This is a genomic window from Kitasatospora saccharophila, assembly GCF_039529925.1.
Classification (GTDB): Bacteria; Actinomycetota; Actinomycetes; order Streptomycetales; family Streptomycetaceae; genus Kitasatospora; species Kitasatospora saccharophila.
Genome location: NZ_BAAANS010000040.1, coordinates 53,766 through 70,157 on the forward strand (window position 1 = coordinate 53,766; position 16,392 = coordinate 70,157).

Consider the following 16,392-nt stretch of genomic DNA (forward strand, 5'->3'; position numbering starts at 1 on the left):
ACGGGCGTTAAGGCAGGTAGTACCGTCGTCCGGGCGGGCCGCGGCGCCCGCGACACCCCGGCCGGGTGACCCCCGGCTCCGTCCCGAAGGGCATTTGAGTGAGCGACATCGCGCGCGTCGGAGTAGTCGGCTGCGGCCTCATGGGGTCCGGCATCGCCGAGGTCTTCGCCCGTTCCGGCCTGGAGGTGCTGATCTCGGAGGCCAGCGGCGAGGCCCTGGAGCTCGGGCGCACCCGGCTGACCAACTCGCTGGAGACCGCGGTGCGGCGCGGCAAGCTCTCCGAGGAGGACCGGGACGCGGCGCTGGCCCGGCTGTCGTTCACCACCGAGCTCGCCGACTTCCACGACCGGGACCTGGTGGTCGAGGCGGTGGCCGAGCGCGAGGACGTCAAGGTCAAGATCTTCCAGACCCTGGACCAGGTGGTGACCCGCCGAGACGCCGTCCTGGCCTCCAACACCTCCTCCATCCCGATCGTCAAGCTGGCCGCCGCGACCGGCCGCCCCGAGCAGGTGATCGGCCTGCACTTCTTCAACCCGGCCCCGGTGCAGAAGCTCGTCGAGGTCATCCCGACCCTGACCACCTCCGCCGAGACCACCACCCGCGCCGAGCAGTTCGCCGTCGAGGTCCTCGGCAAGGAGCCGATCCGCGCCCGCGACCGGGCCGGCTTCGTGGTCAACGCCCTGCTCGTCCCCTACCTGCTCTCCGCCGTCCGGATGTTCGAGTCCGGCGTCGCCACCGCCGCCGACATCGACAAGGGCATGGAGGCCGGCTGCGCCCACCCGATGGGCCCGCTGCGCCTGTGCGACCTGATCGGCCTGGACACCATCGTCTCGATCGCCGAGTCGATGTACCACGAGTACAAGGAGCCCCTGTACGCGGCCCCGCCGCTGCTCTCCCGGATGGTCGACGCGGGCCTGCTCGGCCGCAAGTCCGGCCGCGGCTTCTACGACTACACCGCTTCCTGAACCACCCCTCCCGCCCGCCGGGGGGTGCGGGTCCTCAGGGGCTGGCGTAGCGGGCGATGTCGGCGATCCGGCAGCTGACCGGGCCGTGCGGGTCGGCGGTGCCCTGGGCGTGTTCGAGGGCGTCCTGGCCGGGCGGGAGGGAGCTGGCGGCGGCGACGCCCTCGGTGACCTGGCGGCCGGCGCCGTCGTCGAAGGCGATCTGCACCACGTAGTTGCTGGTGGTGGCGGTGTGGTTGGTGATCCGGACGGTGGCGGAGGGCCAGCTCAGTTCGTCGTCCACCTGGCAGGAGGTCAGTTCGACGTCGCCGAACGCGGCCCGCCCGGCGTCCTCCGCGCCCGCCGTCCGGCCGTCGTCGTCCTGGTCGCAGCCGGCCGCCGCCAGGGCCAGCGCGGCGACCAGGAGGGCGGTGGCGATCGCTCGGGTGCGCATGGTCTCCCCTCGGGCCGGACACGGGTCGAGGCCGACGCTACGAGCCGCCGGGGCCGCCCGTCCGGAATGTGTCCGATCCGTAATAACCGTGCGGAGCAAGTGTGTTGACGGTACGTCAGCGAATGAACCGGGCACGGCGGACGGCCCGGCGCGTGCGGGCGCCGGGCCGTCCGGGTCGGGGGTGTCAGGCGTTGATCTGGTACGGGTCGCCGTAGACCTTCCACTTGAGCGGCGGGGTGAGGTCGAAGTTCCCGGCGTTCAGGAAGACCAGCTGCTCGGTGTCGACCCGGCTGGTGTCGGCGTGCGCCTCCTCCTGCTTCATGATCACCTTCCGGGCGTCCAGGAACGCCTTGAGGTAGGTGGTCTCGTCGCCGCCCTGGGCCGGGGTCTTGGCCTTCTTCATCGCGGCGGCGCGGATCCCGCCGAAGCTGTCGGAGCTGCTGCCGGGGCCGTGCATCACGATGGCGTCGTAGTAGATGAACTGGCCGAGCGCGCGCAGCCCGTCGGCCTTGGCCTGCTTGACCGAGGGGTTGAAGTAGACCCGGTCGCGCTCGTCGTTCTGGGCCTGCTGGAAGACGGTGTCCTTGGCGGCGGTCTTCCAGTCGTTGACGAAGGCGCTGCCGAGGCCGGAGTGCGAGTCGGTGCCGTTGACCTTCTTCAGCGCGGGCAGGTACTTGGCCAGGACGTTGCCGGACTTGAGGTCGGTGTAGTGCTGGACGAGTTCGAGCATGTCGCCGGTGCCGGAGCAGAAGCCGATGATGCCCGCGGTGTAGCCGCGGCCGTCGCCGATGTCCTCGATGTACTTGTACTGGGCCTTCCAGTCGAGCGAGGAGTTCTCGGCCGAGGAGACCAGCTCCATGGCGATCTCCTTCTTCGCCGGGTCGTCCAGTCCGACGGCCGCCACCGCCACGGTGCTCGCCGCGGGGGTGGCGGCGTGTCCGGTCCCGGCCGCGGCCAGGGTCAGCGGGAGGGCGCCGACCAGGATCGCGAGGGCGGCCCGGGTGGTGCGGGCGGTACGAGCGGTGCGGTGCTTGCTGGGGTGCATCTGACGCTCCGTCTGCCGGCCGCGGGCATGGGGGTGCCCGCGGAAGGTGGGTTAGGAAACTTTCCTAACCATGATTGAAGCGTCCCGCCGCCCCCCTCCGCAAGGCGTGCGACGGCATCCGGGCCAACTCGCCCACCCGGCCGGCCCACCGCCCCGACGGTCCGTCACTCCCCCGCCGCCGCACCGCGCACCGCCCCGCCCACCGCCCGGCGCCGGAAAACCGCTGGCCCCCGGGCCGGACGGCGACCATGCTGGGCCGGATGGAGATCCGCGAAGCCACTCCGGAGGACTGGGCCGCCGTCTGGCCGTTCTTCCACCGCATCGTCGCCGCCGGCGAGACCTTCACCTACCCGACCGACCTGACGTCCGCCGAGGCCCGCGGCTGGTGGATGCTGCCCGCCCCCGACCGCACCGTGGTCGCCGTCGACGACACCACCGGCGCCGTCCTCGGCACCGCCAAGATGAACCGCAACCAGGCGGGCGGCGGCGCGCACGTCGCCAGCGCCAGCTTCATGGTCGACCCGGACCACGCCGGGCGCGGCACCGGCCGCGCCCTGGGCGAGGAGGCCCTCCGCTGGGCCCGCGAACGGGGCTTCCGCGCCGTGCAGTTCAACGCCGTGGTCGCCAGCAACGCCCCCGCCGTCGGCCTCTACCGCTCGCTGGGCTTCGCCGTGGTCGGCACCGTCCCCGAGGGCTTCCGCCACCCCCGCCTGGGCTACGTCGACCTGTACGTCATGCACCGGCGGCTGTGACCCTCACGCTCCCCCGCCACCCACCGCGGCCGCCCCCGCCGTCTCCCGCACCACCGCCGGCCGGGAGGCGACCGTCACCAGCAGCGACAGCGCGGCCGCCGCCCCGATCGCCCAGCGCACCTCCACCCACTGCGCCAGGGCGCCCGCCAGCGCCGCGCCCACGCCCTGCCAGGCGATCCGGCCCGCCGACTCCACCCCCTGCACCTGCCCCCGGGCGGCGCCGGGCGTCAGCGCCAGCAGCCGCTCCTGCAACGGCAGCGTCGCCGCGAACCCGACGCCCGCCACGCCCACCGCCAGCGCCGCCGCCCACACCGGCGGCCGGGCCGCCAGCAGCAGGAACGGCCCCGCCAGCAGCAGCCGCAGCCCGTACGCCAGCCGGGCCCGCCGGGCCGCGTCCAGCAGCCGCCCCACCAGCAGGTCCCCCACCAGCATCCCGGCCGAGCCCGCCGCCAGCAGCGTCCCGGCCGCCCCGGGCGCGTACGGCAGGAAGAGCGCCTCGCAGCCCACCACCAGCCCGTTGGGCACCCACAGGTTCAGCAGCAGCGCCCGCCGCCCCGGCCGGCCCAGCAGTTCGACGTTGCCCCGCCAGGTCTCCCGCAGCCCCGGCCTGCGCGGCGGCCGGACCGACCGCTCCCGCACCGTGGCCGCCACCGCCACCGTCGCCAGCGCCGTCAGCCCGGCCGCCGCCCACAGCAGCCGGTACGGCGTCAGGACGGTCAGCAGCACCCCGCCGAGCGCGAAGCCGAGCACCGTCGCGCCGCCCGCCGTGACGTTCATCAGCGACCTGGCCGGCGCGTAGCCCTCCGGCGGCACGATCTCCGCCAGCAGGCCCATCCGGGTCCCGGTGCCGAGCGCCTGGAAGAACCCGACCACCAGCAGCAGCGCGAACCGTCCCGCCAGCGGCAGCCCCGGCACCGCCTGCGCCAGCGTCGCCGCCAGCGCCAGCAGGTGCAGCGCCACCAGCGTCCGGCGCGGCCGCGCCCCGTCCGCGACCGACATCAGCGTCAGCGCGCCCAGCACCGCCGCGAACGACGACCCGTACATGCTCACCGCCGTCAGGAACGGCGACCCGGTGCGCTCCCGCACCAGCGCGCCCAGCGCGAAGCCGGACAGCGTCCCGGCCCCCGCCAGCAGCGTGAAACCTGCGTACAACCCCGCGAACTCGCGCTGCCGCAGCAGCGCCCGGTACCCGTGTCCAGTCATGAAAAAAGCCTCCGACGCTGCCGCGAGGGCGCGTTCGAAGGCCGACGACGAGAACATAGCAGTCAACGGCCCGCTCCCGCACGGGTTTTCACCCCCGCGGCCGCCGGTTCTGGCACAGTGGCGGCCATGCGTACCCGTCCCGTCCTCACCCGGACCGCCGCCGGCCTCCTGGGCGCCGGCCTCGCCCTGGCCCTGAGCTCCTGCGACTTCCCGGGCAGCGACTCGAAGGGCGGTGGCGGGAAGGGCGGCGACGCCAGGCCCGCCGCCACCGCCTCCGCCTCCGGCGCCGACTGGGCCGAACTCGCCGGCGCCGAGGCCGCCATGCTCGGCGACCTCGCCGACATCGACCCCGGCCTGGTCACCGACCAGGAGAAGGCGATCGCCGGCGCCGACACGGTCTGCGAGGCCATCCGGGCCGGCAAGAGCGAGGACGAGGTGGCCCGCACCGCGGGCGCCGAGTTCACCACCGACGAGATCAAGCCCGACCTCGGGGTCGTCAGCCGGATCGTCGACGTCCTGAAGTCCACCACCTGCGTCTGAGCCCGGACGCGGCGGAGCCCCGCCGCTCCCCCGCCCGGGGGGTGCGACGGGGCTCCGTCACGCGGCGGGCGCTCAGGCCCCGCGCAGCACCGCGCCGGTGCGCTCGCCGGCCACCGCGACCGCCGACGCGCGGGCCGCCGACGCCTCGTCGGCCGTCAGCGTCCGGTCGGTGGCCCGGAAGCGCAGCGTGTACGCCAGCGACTTCTTGCCCGCGCCCGCCTGCTCGCCGGTGAACACGTCGAACAGCCGCAGCGACTCCAGCAGTTCGCCCGCGCCCTCGCGCAGCGCCGCCTCCACGTCCGCGGCGTGCACGGCCGCGTCCACGATCAGCGCCACGTCCTGGGTCGCCACCGGGTAGGCGGAGACCGGCGGGCCGGAGACCCGGCGGCCGTCCGCGAACAGCAGGTCCAGGTCGAGCTCCATCGCGCTGGTGCGCTCCGGCAGGTGCATCGCCTTGACCACGCGCGGGTGCAGCTCGCCGGCGTGGCCGACGACCTCGTCGCCGACCAGCAGTTCGGCGCAGCGCCCCGGGTGCCACGGCGCGTACTGCGCCTGGCGGACGGTCAGCTCCACGCCCGCGGCGGCGGCGACCACCCGGGCCGCCTCGACCGCGTCCGCCCAGCCGGACGGCGCGCCCTTGCCCCACCAGCCGGAGGGCAGCCGCTCGCCGGTCAGCGCGACGGCGACCCGGCGCGGCTGGTCGGGGAGGGCGGCGTTCAGCTCGGCGAGCTGCTCCTCGGTCGGCCGGCGGTCCACCGGCAGCCGCGGCGCGACCTTCGGCTCGGCCTTGGGCAGGAACACCGTGCCGGTCTCGAAGATCGCCAGGTCGGTGTTGCCGCGCCCGACGTTGCGCCGCAGCGCGCCCAGCAGGCCCGGCAGCAGCGTGGTGCGCAGCCCCGGCTCGGCGTCGTTCAGCGGGTTGACCAGCTTGACGGTGCGCCGGCGCGCGTCGTCGGCGTCCAGCCCGAGGCCGTCGAAGGAGGCGTCGCCGACGAACGGGTACGCGTTGATCTCCACGTAGCCCGCGCCGGCCAGCGCCACGCCGACCCGCCGGTGGAAGCGCTGCGCCTCGGAGAGGCCGCGCCCGGGCGGGGTGACCGGCATCCGGGCCGGGACGTTGTCGTAGCCCTCCAGCCGGATGACCTCCTCGGCGAGGTCGTACGGGTCGGTCAGGTCGGGCCGCCAGGACGGCGGGGTGACCTCCAGGACGTCCGTCCCGACGACCGTGCAGCCGACCTCCTGCAGGCGGCGGGCGACGGTCTCGCGGCCGTACTCGGCGCCGGCCACCCGGTCGGGCAGGTCGGCGTCGATCGGGATGGTGCGCACCGGGTGCGGGGCGGCGATGTCGGTGACCCCGGCCTCGGCGGTGCCGCCGGCGATCAGCACCAGCAGGTCGACGGCGCGCTGCGCGGCGGCCCGGGCGGCCTCCGGGTCGACGCCGCGCTCGAAGCGCTTGGACGCCTCGGAGGGCAGCTTGTGCCGCTTGGCGGCGCGGGCGATGGCGACCGGCTCGAAGTGCGCGGCCTCGATGATGATCTCGGTGGTGCCGCTGGCCAGGCCGGTCTCCGCGTCCACGACCGGGTCGAGGATCTCGGTGGTGGCGCCGCCCATCACGCCGGCCAGACCGATCGGGCCGGAGTTGTCGCAGATCAGCAGGTCCTCGGCGGACAGCTTGCGCTTGACGCCGTCCAGCGTGGTGAGCTCCTCGCCCGCCACCGCCCGGCGGACCTGGATCGGCCCGTCCACCCGGCCCCGGTCGTAGGCGTGCAGCGGCTGGCCGACCTCAAGCATCACGTAGTTGGTGATGTCGACGGCCAGCGAGATCGGCCGGATCCCGGCCTTCTGCAGGCGGCGCTGCAGCCAGATCGGCGACTTCGCGCCCGGGTCGACGCCGGTGACGGTGCGCGCCACGAAGCGGTCGCAGCCGACCGGGTCGGCGACCTTCACCGGGTAGCCGTACGAGTTGGCCGGGGGCACGTCCAGCAGCGCCGGGTCGGCCAGCGGCAGGCCGTACGCGGCGGCGGCCTCGCGGGCCACGCCGCGCATCGAGAGGCAGTAGCCGCGGTCGGGGGTGACCGCGATGTCGAGCACCTCGTCGACCAGCTGCAGCAGTTCGAGGGCGTCGGTGCCGGCCTCGTACTCGGGCGGCAGCACGATGATGCCGTTGTGGTCGTCGCCCATGCCGAGCTCGCGGGCGGAGCAGATCATGCCGGCCGAGGTGTGGCCGTAGGTCTGCCGGGCGGAGATCGGGAACGGGCCGGGCAGCACGCCGCCGGGCAGGATCACCACGACCTTGTCGCCGACCTGGAAGTTGGTGGCGCCGCAGACGATCTCCTGCGGCTCGCCGGTGCCGTTGGCATCGCCGACGTTCAGGAAGCAGTGCCGGATCGGCTTCTTGAAGCCGGTCAGCTCCTCGATCGAGAGCACCTCGCCGACGACCAGCGGGCCCTTGATGTCGGTGCCGAGCTGCTCGACGGTCTCCACTTCGAGACCCGCGCGGACCAGCCGGGCCGCGACGTCGCGGCCGGTCTCGCCCGCCGGCAGGTCGACGTACTCGCGCAGCCAGGAAAGCGGGACGCGCATCAGATCTCCATCCCGAACGGGAGGGTGAAGCGGACGTCACCCTCGACCATGTCGCGCATGTCGGCGACGTTGTGGCGGTTCATCAGGATCCGCTCCAGGCCGAGGCCGAAGGCGAATCCGCTGTAGCGGTTCGGGTCGATGCCCGCGGCGACCAGCACCCGCGGGTTGACCACGCCGCAGCCGCCCAGCTCGATCCAGCCCTCCGAGGAGCAGGTCCGGCACGGGCGGTCGGGGTTGCCCACCGAGGCGCCGCGGCACACGAAGCACTGCAGGTCGATCTCGGCGCTGGGCTCGGTGAACGGGAAGTACGAGGGGCGCCAGCGCAGTTCGAGGCCGCCGCCGATCAGCTTCTCCACCAGCACCTCGATGGTGCCCTTGAGGTGGCCGAAGGTGATGCCCTCGTCCACCGCGATCGCCTCGACCTGGCGGAACACCGGGGTGTGGGTGGCGTCCAGCTCGTCGGTGCGGTAGACCCGGCCGGGGCTGACCGCGTACAGCGGCGGCTCGCCGGCCAGCATCGCGCGGATCTGCACCGGGGAGGTCTGGGTGCGCAGCACCATGCCGGAGTCGGCGGTGCCGTCGGGCGCCTCGACGAAGAAGGTGTCCTGCATCGAGCGGGCCGGGTGGTCGGCGTGCAGGTTGAGGGCGTCGAAGTTCAGCCACTCCGCCTCGACCTCGGGGCCGGAGGCCACCTGGTAGCCCATCGCGACGAAGGTGTCCTCGATGCGCTCGGCCAGCGTGGTCAGCGGGTGCCGGGCGCCGCGCGGCACCCGGCCGTACGGCAGGGTGACGTCCACCGCCTCCTCGACCAGCACCCGGGCGTCGCGCTCCGCCTCCAGCTCGACCTGGCGCGCGGCCAGGGCCTGGTTGACGGCGCCGCGGGCCTGGCCGATCAGCTTGCCCGCGGCGGCCTTGGCCTGCGGGGGCAGCGCGCCGATCTCGCGGTTGGCGAGCGACAGCGGGGAGCGGTCGCCGGTGTGCGCGACCTTCGCCTGCTTGAGCTCGTCGAGGTCGGCGGCGGCGGCGAAGGCGGCGAGCGCCTCGTCCCGGGCCTGTTCCACCACCTCGGGCTTGAGGGCCTCGACCTCGACCGGGTCGTACGACTTATTGGGTGCCGACATCTCTATCTTTCCCGTGCTCCTGCTCGTGATCAGGTCTGCTGCGTCGCCGGGCGTCCCAGAACGCCAAAGGTCGAGTGTAGTCGCAGCCCGCCACCGCCCCGGGCGGGTGGCCGCGCCCCGGGCGGGCTCAGAGCATGAAGTCGGGGACGCCCGCGGGGAGCACGAACCGGAACCGGGCGCCGCCGCCGTCGGCCCGGCTGATCCGGATCACCCCGCCGTGCGCCTCGACGATGCCCTTGACGATGTACAGGCCCAGGCCGGTGCCGCCGCGCCTGGAGCCCCGCCAGAACCGGGTGAACACCCGCGGCATCGCCTCCTCGGGGATGCCGGCGCCCTGGTCGCTGACGGTCACCGCGGTGCCCTCGACCACCCGCGGCGGGATGCCGGGCACCTCCACCAGCTCCTTCGCCGGACCGACCTCGATGGTCACGGTGCCCTCGCCGTGCCGGACCGCGTTCTCCAGCAGGTTGGCCAGCACCTGGTCGATCTTGTCCGGGTCGCCCCACTGCTCGGCGGGCGGCCCGGCCACCTTGATGTCGAAGCGCTCGGCGGGGATCCCGGCGGCGACCTTCCCGGCCACGTGCCGGTGCACGGCGGCCGGCAGGTCGATCCGCTGCCGGCGGATCTCCAGCCGGCCCGCGTCGATCCGGGAGATGTCCAGCAGTTCGGCGATCAGCCGCACCACCCGGTCGGCGTCCGCGTCGACGGTCTCCAGCATCACCCGCTTCTGGCCGTCGTTGAACCGCTCCCACTTGGCCAGCAGCGTCGCCGTGAAGCCCTTGACGCTGGTCAGCGGGGAGCGCAGCTCGTGCGCGACGGTGGCGATCAGCTCGGCGTGCGAGCGCTCGGTGCGCCGCCGCGCCTCGGTGCCGCGCAGCGTCACCACCACCTGCCGGACCGGTCCGCGCGGCGCGGCGCGCACGTACCTGGCGCACACCAGCACCTCGCGCCCGTCCAGCAGCAGGTTCCGCTCGGGCTGCCCGGTGCGCACCGCGAGCCCGCCGTACGGGTCGGTGAGCCGCCACCAGCGTCGCCCGTCCAGGTCCTCCAGCGGCAGCGCCCGTTCCAGTTCGACGCCGATCGCGCGGTGCGCGGAGCGTCCGGTGATCCGTTCCGCGGCCCGGTTGAAGACCACCACCCGGCCCCGCTCGTCCGCGACCACCAGCCCGTCCGGCAGGTCGTCAGGTCCGACCGGTGCCCAGTTGACGCCGCCCATGGGTGTCCTCCCCGCCCGCCCCCTCGCAGGCCCAGGAACCGACCCTAGCGCGCCCGGCCCTCGACGCGACACCCGCCGCGGGAGCGCTGGGCGCGCGCGGAGGCGTACAGGCACACGGCGGCGGCCGTGGCGAGGTTCAGGCTCTCCGCGTGCCCGTGGATGGGCACCTTCACCACCTCGTCCGCCAGTGCGCGGGTCTCCTCCGGCAGGCCCCACGCCTCGTTGCCGAACACCCAGGCGCACGGGCCCTGCAGGGTGCCCTCGTCCAGCTCCTGGTCGAGGTCGCGCTGCCCGGCCCCGTCCGCGGCCAGCACCCGCACCCCGGCCGCGCGCAGCCGGGCCACCGCCTCCTCGACCGGCACCCCGGTCGCCACCGGCAGGTGGAACAGGCTGCCGACGGACGCCCGCACCGCCTTCGGGTTGTACGGGTCCACCGAGGCGTCGGTCAGCACCACCGCGTCCGCCCCGGCCGCGTCCGCGGTGCGCAGCACGGTGCCCGCGTTCCCGGGGTCGCGCACGTGCGCGAGCACGGCGACCAGCCGCGGGCGGGCGGCCAGCACCTGCTCGAACGGGGTGTCGATGAACCGGCACAGCGCCACGATGCCCTGCGGGGTGACGGTGTCGCAGATGTCCGCGACGACCTCCTCGGTGGCGCTCAGCACCGGCAGCCCGGCCTCCCGCGCGGCGGCGACGATCCCGGCGTGCCGCCCGGCGGCCTCCGGCGTCACGTACACCTCGACCACCGCGTGCTCCCCGTCCGGCAGCCGCCCGAAGGCCACCGCCTCCCGGACGGCCTGCGGTCCCTCGGCCAGGAAGCGCCGCTCCTTGCCGCGCTGGTTGCGCTTGGCGAGCCGGCGGGCGGCGACGACGCGCGGGGAGCGCAGGGAGGTCAGCAGGGGGGTGTCGGTGCTCATGCTCACGATCTTCGTCACGGACGGGCGGGGGCGCGATACGCGACGGACCCGCAGGCCGGGCGGCCTGCGGGTCCGGGGAACGCTTTCAGGGCGACGGCCTGGATCAGGCGGCGACCTTGGGGGCGTTGACGTCCGCCGGGAGCGCCTTCCGGGCGACCTCGACCAGGGCCTGGAACGCCACGGAGTCGTTCACCGCGAGGTCGGCCAGCATCTTGCGGTCGATCTCGACGCCAGCGGCCTTGAGGCCCTGGACGAAGCGGTTGTAGGTGATGCCGTTGGCACGGGCAGCGGCGTTGACGCGCTGGATCCAGAGCTGGCGGAAGTCGCCCTTGCGCTTCTTGCGGTCGTTGAAGTTGTAGACCAGCGAGTGGGTGACCTGCTCCTTGGCCTTGCGGTACAGGCGCGAACGCTGACCGCGGTAGCCGGAGGCCCGCTCGAGGATGACCCGGCGCTTCTTGTGGGCGTTCACTGCCCGCTTGACGCGTGCCACTTCATTACTCCTTGGTTCCGGACCTCGGATCGTGCCGGCGGTCCGTTATTCGATTCGGTCGGGAAGGATCAGCTGGTGCCCGCGACGCTGCCGCGGGCGGGCGATCACTTGCCGAGAAGCTTCTTGATCTTCTTCGCGTCGCCCGGGGCCATCTCGGCGTTGCCGGCCAGCTTGCGGGTCAGCGTCGAGGGCTTGTGCTCGAGCAGGTGGCGACGGCCGGCACGCTCGCGCAGCACCTTCCCGGAGCCAGTGATCTTGAAGCGCTTGCTGGCGCCGCTGTGCGTCTTCTGCTTCGGCATGTCGCCGTTTCTCCTCGTCGGTCCGTTCCGGCCCGCGCCGTGCGGCGCGGGCCGGAACTGGATGGATCTCGTCTCCAGGGCGGGACGCCCCGGAACCGGGTGCCTCGGCCCCCGGTCACCCGAGCCCTGGGGCTCAGGCGTCCTGGGCGGCCTCGGCGGGCTGCTCGACCTCGGCGGCCTCGGCGGCCTCGGTCTCGGCGGCGTCGGTCTCCTCGACCTCGGCCGCCTCGTCCTCGGCGCCGTCGATGTCCTCGACGTCGTCGACGTCATCCGCCTGGTCCGCGGCCGGTCCGCGACCCAGCCGCTCCGCCTTGCGGGCGTCGGCGGCGGCGCGGGCCTCGGCCATGGCCTCGGTCTTCTTCTTGTGCGGGCCGAGAACCATGATCATGTTTCGGCCGTCCTGCTTCGGAGCGGACTCCACGAAGCCCAGGTCCTGGACGTCGTCCGCGAGCCGCTGCAGCAGTCGGAAGCCCAGCTCGGGGCGGGACTGCTCACGACCGCGGAACATGATCGTGATCTTGACCTTGTCGCCCTGCTTGAGGAACCGGACGACGTGACCCTTCTTGGTGTCATAGTCGTGCGGGTCGATCTTCGGCCGGAGCTTCATCTCCTTGATGACCGTGTGCGCCTGGTTCTTGCGCGCCTCACGGGCCTTCATGGCCGACTCGTACTTGAACTTGCCGTAGTCCATGAGCTTGCACACCGGCGGGCGCGCCGTGGCGGCGACCTCGACCAGGTCCAGGTCGTACTCCTGGGCAAGCTCCAGCGCCTTCGCGAGCGGGACGATGCCGACCTGCTCGCCGCTGGGACCGACGAGTCGCACCTCGGGGACGCGGATCCGGTCGTTGATGCGGGGCTCGGTGCTGATGGGGCCTCCTCGGTTGCACCTTTTCCGATGCGACCGTCGGGCGGCGGTCGCACGTAGTGGTTTCGACCACTGGGCGGGGCTTCATTCATGCTCCGCTGCCCGTCGAGGGCACCGAGCGCACGAAAAAAGCCCCGCACGGTACAGGCGGGGCTCCACACGTTCCGGGGTACCCTCGCGGGCACCACTGCCGACGAACAGTCCCTCGCGGGCGCTCATCGCGGACCGGACCCGTCGGCCCTTCGGCCGCGCGGGTGGGAGACTGTCGCGGTTGCCCTCTCGGGCCTCCTGGGTGGAGCCTCCACTTGCTGGCCGGGCAACCCGAAAGGGTCCCCTGGCCGGTCAGTCTCGAATCATACCAGCGTTTCCGGGCCGACCGGTATTCCGCGCCCTCCGGCCCGCCCGACCGGCGCCACCGGCCCCCTCCCGCCCGCCTTGTACGCTCCTTCCGTACCGCGCTTTCGCCCCAGCCCCTCGGAGTGACACCTTGACCAGCCAGCCCGACCACGCGCACGAGTCCGAGCAGGCCCTCGGCTTCGACGACCTGACCCGCGACATCGCCGAGGTCCCCGCCGTCGAGGTGATCACCACCGTCGCCGTCCACCTGATGAGCGCCGCCGCCGTCAAGTGCGGCCTCGCCGAGGGCGGCGAGGCCGACAAGGACCTCGACGAGGCCCGCAAGCTGATCACCGCCCTGGCCGGCCTGGTCACCGCCGGAGCCCCCGAGATCTCCAACTTCCACGCCGCCCCCCTCCGCGACGGCCTCCGCTCCCTCCAGCTCGCCTTCCGCGAGGCCTCCCTCATCCCCGACGCCCCCGGCTCCGGCCCCGGCGAGAAGTTCACCGGCCCGGTCTACTCCTGACGCTCCGCCCCACCGGGGCGCGAGGAACCGCGCACCACGGAAGCCGCCCTCCCCGAGAGAACTCCCCCCGGTCGGGCGGCTTCTCCGTCCCCTCCCCCTCTCCCGCCGAAGGCGTGCCTCCCCCGCCCCGCCAGGGGCGCGGGGAACTGCGCGCGGCGGCAGGGCACACGCGGAAGCCGCCCGACCGAGAGAACTCCCCTCGGCGGGCGGCTTCCGCTGCGCGGCTACGCGTCGTACTCGTCCAGCGGCGGGCAGGAGCAGACCAGGTTCCGGTCGCCGTACGCGCCGTCGATGCGCCGCACCGCCGGCCAGTACTTGTCCGCCGGGTTGACGCCCGCCGGGAAGACCGCCTCCTCGCGGGTGTACGGGTGCGCCCACTCGCCGGCCAGCATCGCCGCGGTGTGCGGGGCGTTGCGCAGCGGGTTGTCGTCCGCCGCCCACTCGCCCGCGCCGACCTTCTCGATCTCGCCGCGGATCGCGATCATCGCCTCGCAGAAGCGGTCGATCTCGTGCAGGTCCTCGGACTCGGTCGGCTCGATCATCAGCGTCCCGGCGACCGGGAACGACATGGTCGGCGCGTGGAAGCCGTAGTCGATGAGCCGCTTGGCGATGTCGTCGACGCTGACGCCGGTCTCCTTGCTGAGCGGCCGCAGGTCGATGATGCACTCGTGCGCGACCAGCCCGCCGGGGCCGGTGTAGAGCACGGGGTAGTGCGGGGCCAGCCGCTTGGCGATGTAGTTGGCGTTGAGCACGGCCACCTGGGTGGCGCGCTTGAGGCCCTCGCCGCCCATCAGGCGGACGTACGACCAGGAGATCGGCAGGATCGCCGCCGAGCCCCAGGGCGCGGCCGAGATCGGCCCGACGCCGGTCGCGGGGCCGGCCTCGGCCTGCAGCGGGTGGTTGGGCAGGTACGGCGCGAGGTGCGAGCGCACCGCGACCGGGCCGACGCCGGGGCCGCCGCCGCCGTGCGGGATGCAGAAGGTCTTGTGCAGGTTGAGGTGCGAGACGTCCGCCCCGAACTTGCCGGGCTTGGCGAGGCCGACCAGCGCGTTGAGGTTGGCGCCGTCGACGTACACCTGGCCGCCGGCCTCGTGGACGAGTTCGCAGATCCGGGTGATCTCGGTCTCGAACACGCCGTGGGTGGACGGGTAGGTGACCATCAGCACGGCCAGCTGCTCGCGGTGCTGCTCGATCTTGGCCTTCAGGTCCTCGACGTCCACGTCGCCGTCGGTGAGCGTCTTGACCACGACGACCCGCATGCCGGCCATCGCCGCCGAGGCCGCGTTGGTGCCGTGCGCGGAGGACGGGATCAGGCAGACGTCGCGCTGGGTGTCGCCGTTGGCCCGGTGGTACGCCCGGACGGCCAGCAGGCCGGCCAGCTCGCCCTGCGAGCCCGCGTTCGGCTGGATCGACACCGCGTCGTAGCCGGTGACCTCCACCAGCTGCTGCTCCAGCCCGCGGATCAGCGTCAGGTAGCCCTCGGCCTGCTCGACCGGGGCGAACGGGTGCAGCTGCCCGAACTCGGGCCAGGTGATCGGCTCCATCTCGGTGGTCGCGTTGAGCTTCATGGTGCAGGAGCCCAGCGGGATCATGCCGCGGTCGAGCGCGTAGTCGCGGTCGGAGAGCCGGCGAAGGTAGCGCAGCATGGCGGTCTCGGAGCGGTGGCTGTGGAAGACCGGGTGGGTGAGGTACTCGTCCTCGCGCAGCAGCTCGGCGGGCAGCGCGTCCGCGTCCTCGGCGATCTCCGCCGTGACCCCGAACGCGGCGAACACGGCCGCCAGGTGCTCGCGGGTGGTGGTCTCGTCGCAGGAGACCGAGACCCGGTCGCCGTCGACCTTGTGGACGTTGACGCCGCCGGCCAGCGCCGCGGCCACGACCTGGTCGGCCCGGCCGGGGACGACCGCGGTGACGGTGTCGAAGAAGGCGTCGTGGGCGAGTTCGACGCCGCCCGCGCGCAGGCCGGCGGCGAGCGCGGCGGCGTAGCGGTGGGTGCGGCGGGCGATGTCGGCGAGGCCGTCGGGGCCGTGGTAGACGGCGTACATGGAGGCCATCACGGCGAGCAGCACCTGGGCGGTGCAGATGTTGGAGGTGGCCTTCTCGCGGCGGATGTGCTGCTCGCGGGTCTGCAGGGCGAGCCGGTAGGCGCGGTTGCCGTCGGCGTCGACCGAGACCCCGACCAGGCGGCCGGGCAGGTTGCGGGCGTACTCGGCGCGGACGGCGAGGTAGCCGGCGTGCGGGCCGCCGAAGCCCATCGGGACGCCGAAGCGCTGCGAGGTGCCGCAGGCGATGTCGGCGCCGAGCTCGCCGGGCGAGCGCAGCAGGGTGAGGGCGAGCAGGTCGGCGGCGACGGCGACGACGGCGCCGAGCCCGTGGGCCTGGTCGATGACGGGCTTGATCTCCCGCACCGCGCCGGAGGCGCCCGGGTACTGGAGCAGCACGCCGAAGACGCCGCGCTCGGCGATCTCGGCGGGGATGCCGTTCGAGAGGTCGGCGGTGACGACCTCGACGCCGGTCGGTTCGGCGCGGGTCTCGATCACGGCGACGGTCTGCGGCAGGGTGTCCGCGTCGACCAGGAAGACGCCGGGCTTGTTCTTGGTGACGCGCCGGGCCAGGGCCATCGCCTCGGCGGCGGCGGTGCCCTCGTCGAGCAGCGAGGAGCCGGAGGTGTCCAGGCCGGTCAGGTCGGCGACCGCGGTCTGGAAGTTGAGCAGCGCCTCCAGGCGGCCCTGCGAGATCTCGGGCTGGTACGGGGTGTAGGCGGTGTACCAGGCCGGGTTCTCCAGCACGTTGCGCAGGATGACCGGCGGGGTGAAGGTGCCGTAGTAGCCGAGGCCGATCATCGAGGTGAGGACCTGGTTGCGGCCGGCCAGCTCGCGCAGTTCGGCGAGCACCTGGGCCTCGCTGCGGCCGGCGGGCAGGCCGAGCGCGGTGAGGCTGCGGATGGCGTCGGGGACGGCGGCGTCGGACAGCTCGTCCAGGGAGGCGTAGCCGACCTGGGCCAGCATCTTCTGCTGGGCGTCGCTGTCGGGGCCGATGTGGCGGTGCTCGAAGGGGCTGGCCTGCTCAAGGTCGCTGAGCGTCGGCTGGGCGTTCATGGGGGTCGGGCC

General features: G+C 73.6%; 15 protein-coding genes. 4 read left to right on the forward strand and 11 right to left on the reverse strand.

Annotation, left to right across the window (positions count from 1 at the left end; genetic code table 11):
* Positions 1 to 98: 98 nt before the first annotated feature.
* Positions 99 to 965, forward strand: coding sequence for a 3-hydroxybutyryl-CoA dehydrogenase (locus tag ABD345_RS26450; RefSeq protein WP_344555312.1), 867 nt, complete (start codon positions 99 to 101; stop codon positions 963 to 965).
* Positions 966 to 999: 34 nt separating this feature from the next.
* Here ABD345_RS26450 and ABD345_RS26455 read toward each other — a convergent pair whose 3' ends face one another.
* Complete coding sequence (locus ABD345_RS26455) at positions 1,000 to 1,395, reverse strand: hypothetical protein (RefSeq protein ID WP_344555314.1); 396 nt, start codon at positions 1,393 to 1,395, stop codon at positions 1,000 to 1,002.
* A gap of 184 nt (positions 1,396 to 1,579) precedes the next feature.
* Positions 1,580 to 2,440, reverse strand: a complete 861-nt coding sequence (locus ABD345_RS26460) for a chitosanase (protein ID WP_344555316.1) — start codon at positions 2,438 to 2,440, stop codon at positions 1,580 to 1,582.
* Positions 2,441 to 2,700: 260 nt separating this feature from the next.
* Between ABD345_RS26460 and ABD345_RS26465 the strand changes: the two genes are divergently transcribed.
* Positions 2,701 to 3,192, forward strand: a complete 492-nt coding sequence (locus tag ABD345_RS26465; RefSeq protein ID WP_344555318.1) for a GNAT family N-acetyltransferase — start codon at positions 2,701 to 2,703, stop codon at positions 3,190 to 3,192.
* A 3-nt stretch (positions 3,193 to 3,195) separates the two neighbouring features.
* On the opposite strand, the gene ABD345_RS26470 is transcribed toward ABD345_RS26465, so the two are convergent.
* Positions 3,196 to 4,395: an MFS transporter gene (locus tag ABD345_RS26470; protein ID WP_344555320.1), complete on the reverse strand. Its 1,200-nt coding sequence runs from the start codon at positions 4,393 to 4,395 to the stop codon at positions 3,196 to 3,198.
* Positions 4,396 to 4,521: 126 nt separating this feature from the next.
* Here ABD345_RS26470 and ABD345_RS26475 point away from each other — a divergent pair, with 126 nt between their 5' ends.
* Positions 4,522 to 4,935 carry a hypothetical protein gene (locus ABD345_RS26475; protein WP_344555322.1) on the forward strand — a complete coding sequence of 138 codons (414 nt, stop codon included), beginning with the start codon at positions 4,522 to 4,524 and terminating at the stop codon, positions 4,933 to 4,935.
* Positions 4,936 to 5,007: 72 nt separating this feature from the next.
* On the opposite strand, the gene pheT is transcribed toward ABD345_RS26475, so the two are convergent.
* From pheT to infC, 7 genes are all read right to left on the reverse strand, one after another.
* Entirely contained in the window at positions 5,008 to 7,518 is a 2,511-nt protein-coding gene (gene pheT, locus ABD345_RS26480) for a phenylalanine--tRNA ligase subunit beta (protein WP_344555324.1), read from the reverse strand.
* Positions 7,518 to 8,639, reverse strand: a complete 1,122-nt coding sequence (gene pheS, locus ABD345_RS26485; protein ID WP_344555326.1) for a phenylalanine--tRNA ligase subunit alpha — start codon at positions 8,637 to 8,639, stop codon at positions 7,518 to 7,520. The genes pheT and pheS overlap by 1 nt, the downstream gene beginning before the upstream one ends.
* A 127-nt stretch (positions 8,640 to 8,766) precedes the next feature.
* Positions 8,767 to 9,855, reverse strand: coding sequence for a sensor histidine kinase (locus tag ABD345_RS26490; protein ID WP_344555328.1), 1,089 nt, complete (start codon positions 9,853 to 9,855; stop codon positions 8,767 to 8,769).
* A 44-nt stretch (positions 9,856 to 9,899) separates the two neighbouring features.
* Positions 9,900 to 10,769: a TrmH family RNA methyltransferase gene (locus ABD345_RS26495; RefSeq protein WP_344555330.1), complete on the reverse strand. Its 870-nt coding sequence runs from the start codon at positions 10,767 to 10,769 to the stop codon at positions 9,900 to 9,902.
* 103 nt (positions 10,770 to 10,872) lie between these two features.
* On the reverse strand, positions 10,873 to 11,259 hold the full coding sequence (gene rplT / locus ABD345_RS26500) for a 50S ribosomal protein L20 (protein WP_033256285.1): 387 nt from the start codon (positions 11,257 to 11,259) through the stop codon (positions 10,873 to 10,875).
* 104 nt (positions 11,260 to 11,363) lie between these two features.
* The gene (gene rpmI, locus ABD345_RS26505; RefSeq protein ID WP_030268653.1) at positions 11,364 to 11,558 is read right to left on the reverse strand and encodes a 50S ribosomal protein L35; all 195 of its coding nucleotides are present in this window, start codon (positions 11,556 to 11,558) and stop codon (positions 11,364 to 11,366) included.
* Between the two features lie 133 nt (positions 11,559 to 11,691).
* Complete coding sequence (gene infC, locus ABD345_RS26510) at positions 11,692 to 12,426, reverse strand: translation initiation factor IF-3 (protein WP_344555361.1); 735 nt, start codon at positions 12,424 to 12,426, stop codon at positions 11,692 to 11,694.
* Between the two features lie 484 nt (positions 12,427 to 12,910).
* Here infC and ABD345_RS26515 point away from each other — a divergent pair, with 484 nt between their 5' ends.
* Complete coding sequence (locus ABD345_RS26515; protein ID WP_344555335.1) at positions 12,911 to 13,285, forward strand: DUF1844 domain-containing protein; 375 nt, start codon at positions 12,911 to 12,913, stop codon at positions 13,283 to 13,285.
* Positions 13,286 to 13,509: 224 nt separating this feature from the next.
* Here the strand turns inward: ABD345_RS26515 and gcvP are convergent, their stop codons facing one another.
* Entirely contained in the window at positions 13,510 to 16,380 is a 2,871-nt protein-coding gene (gene gcvP / locus ABD345_RS26520; protein ID WP_344555337.1) for an aminomethyl-transferring glycine dehydrogenase, read from the reverse strand.
* Between the last annotated feature and the right edge of the window lie 12 nt (positions 16,381 to 16,392).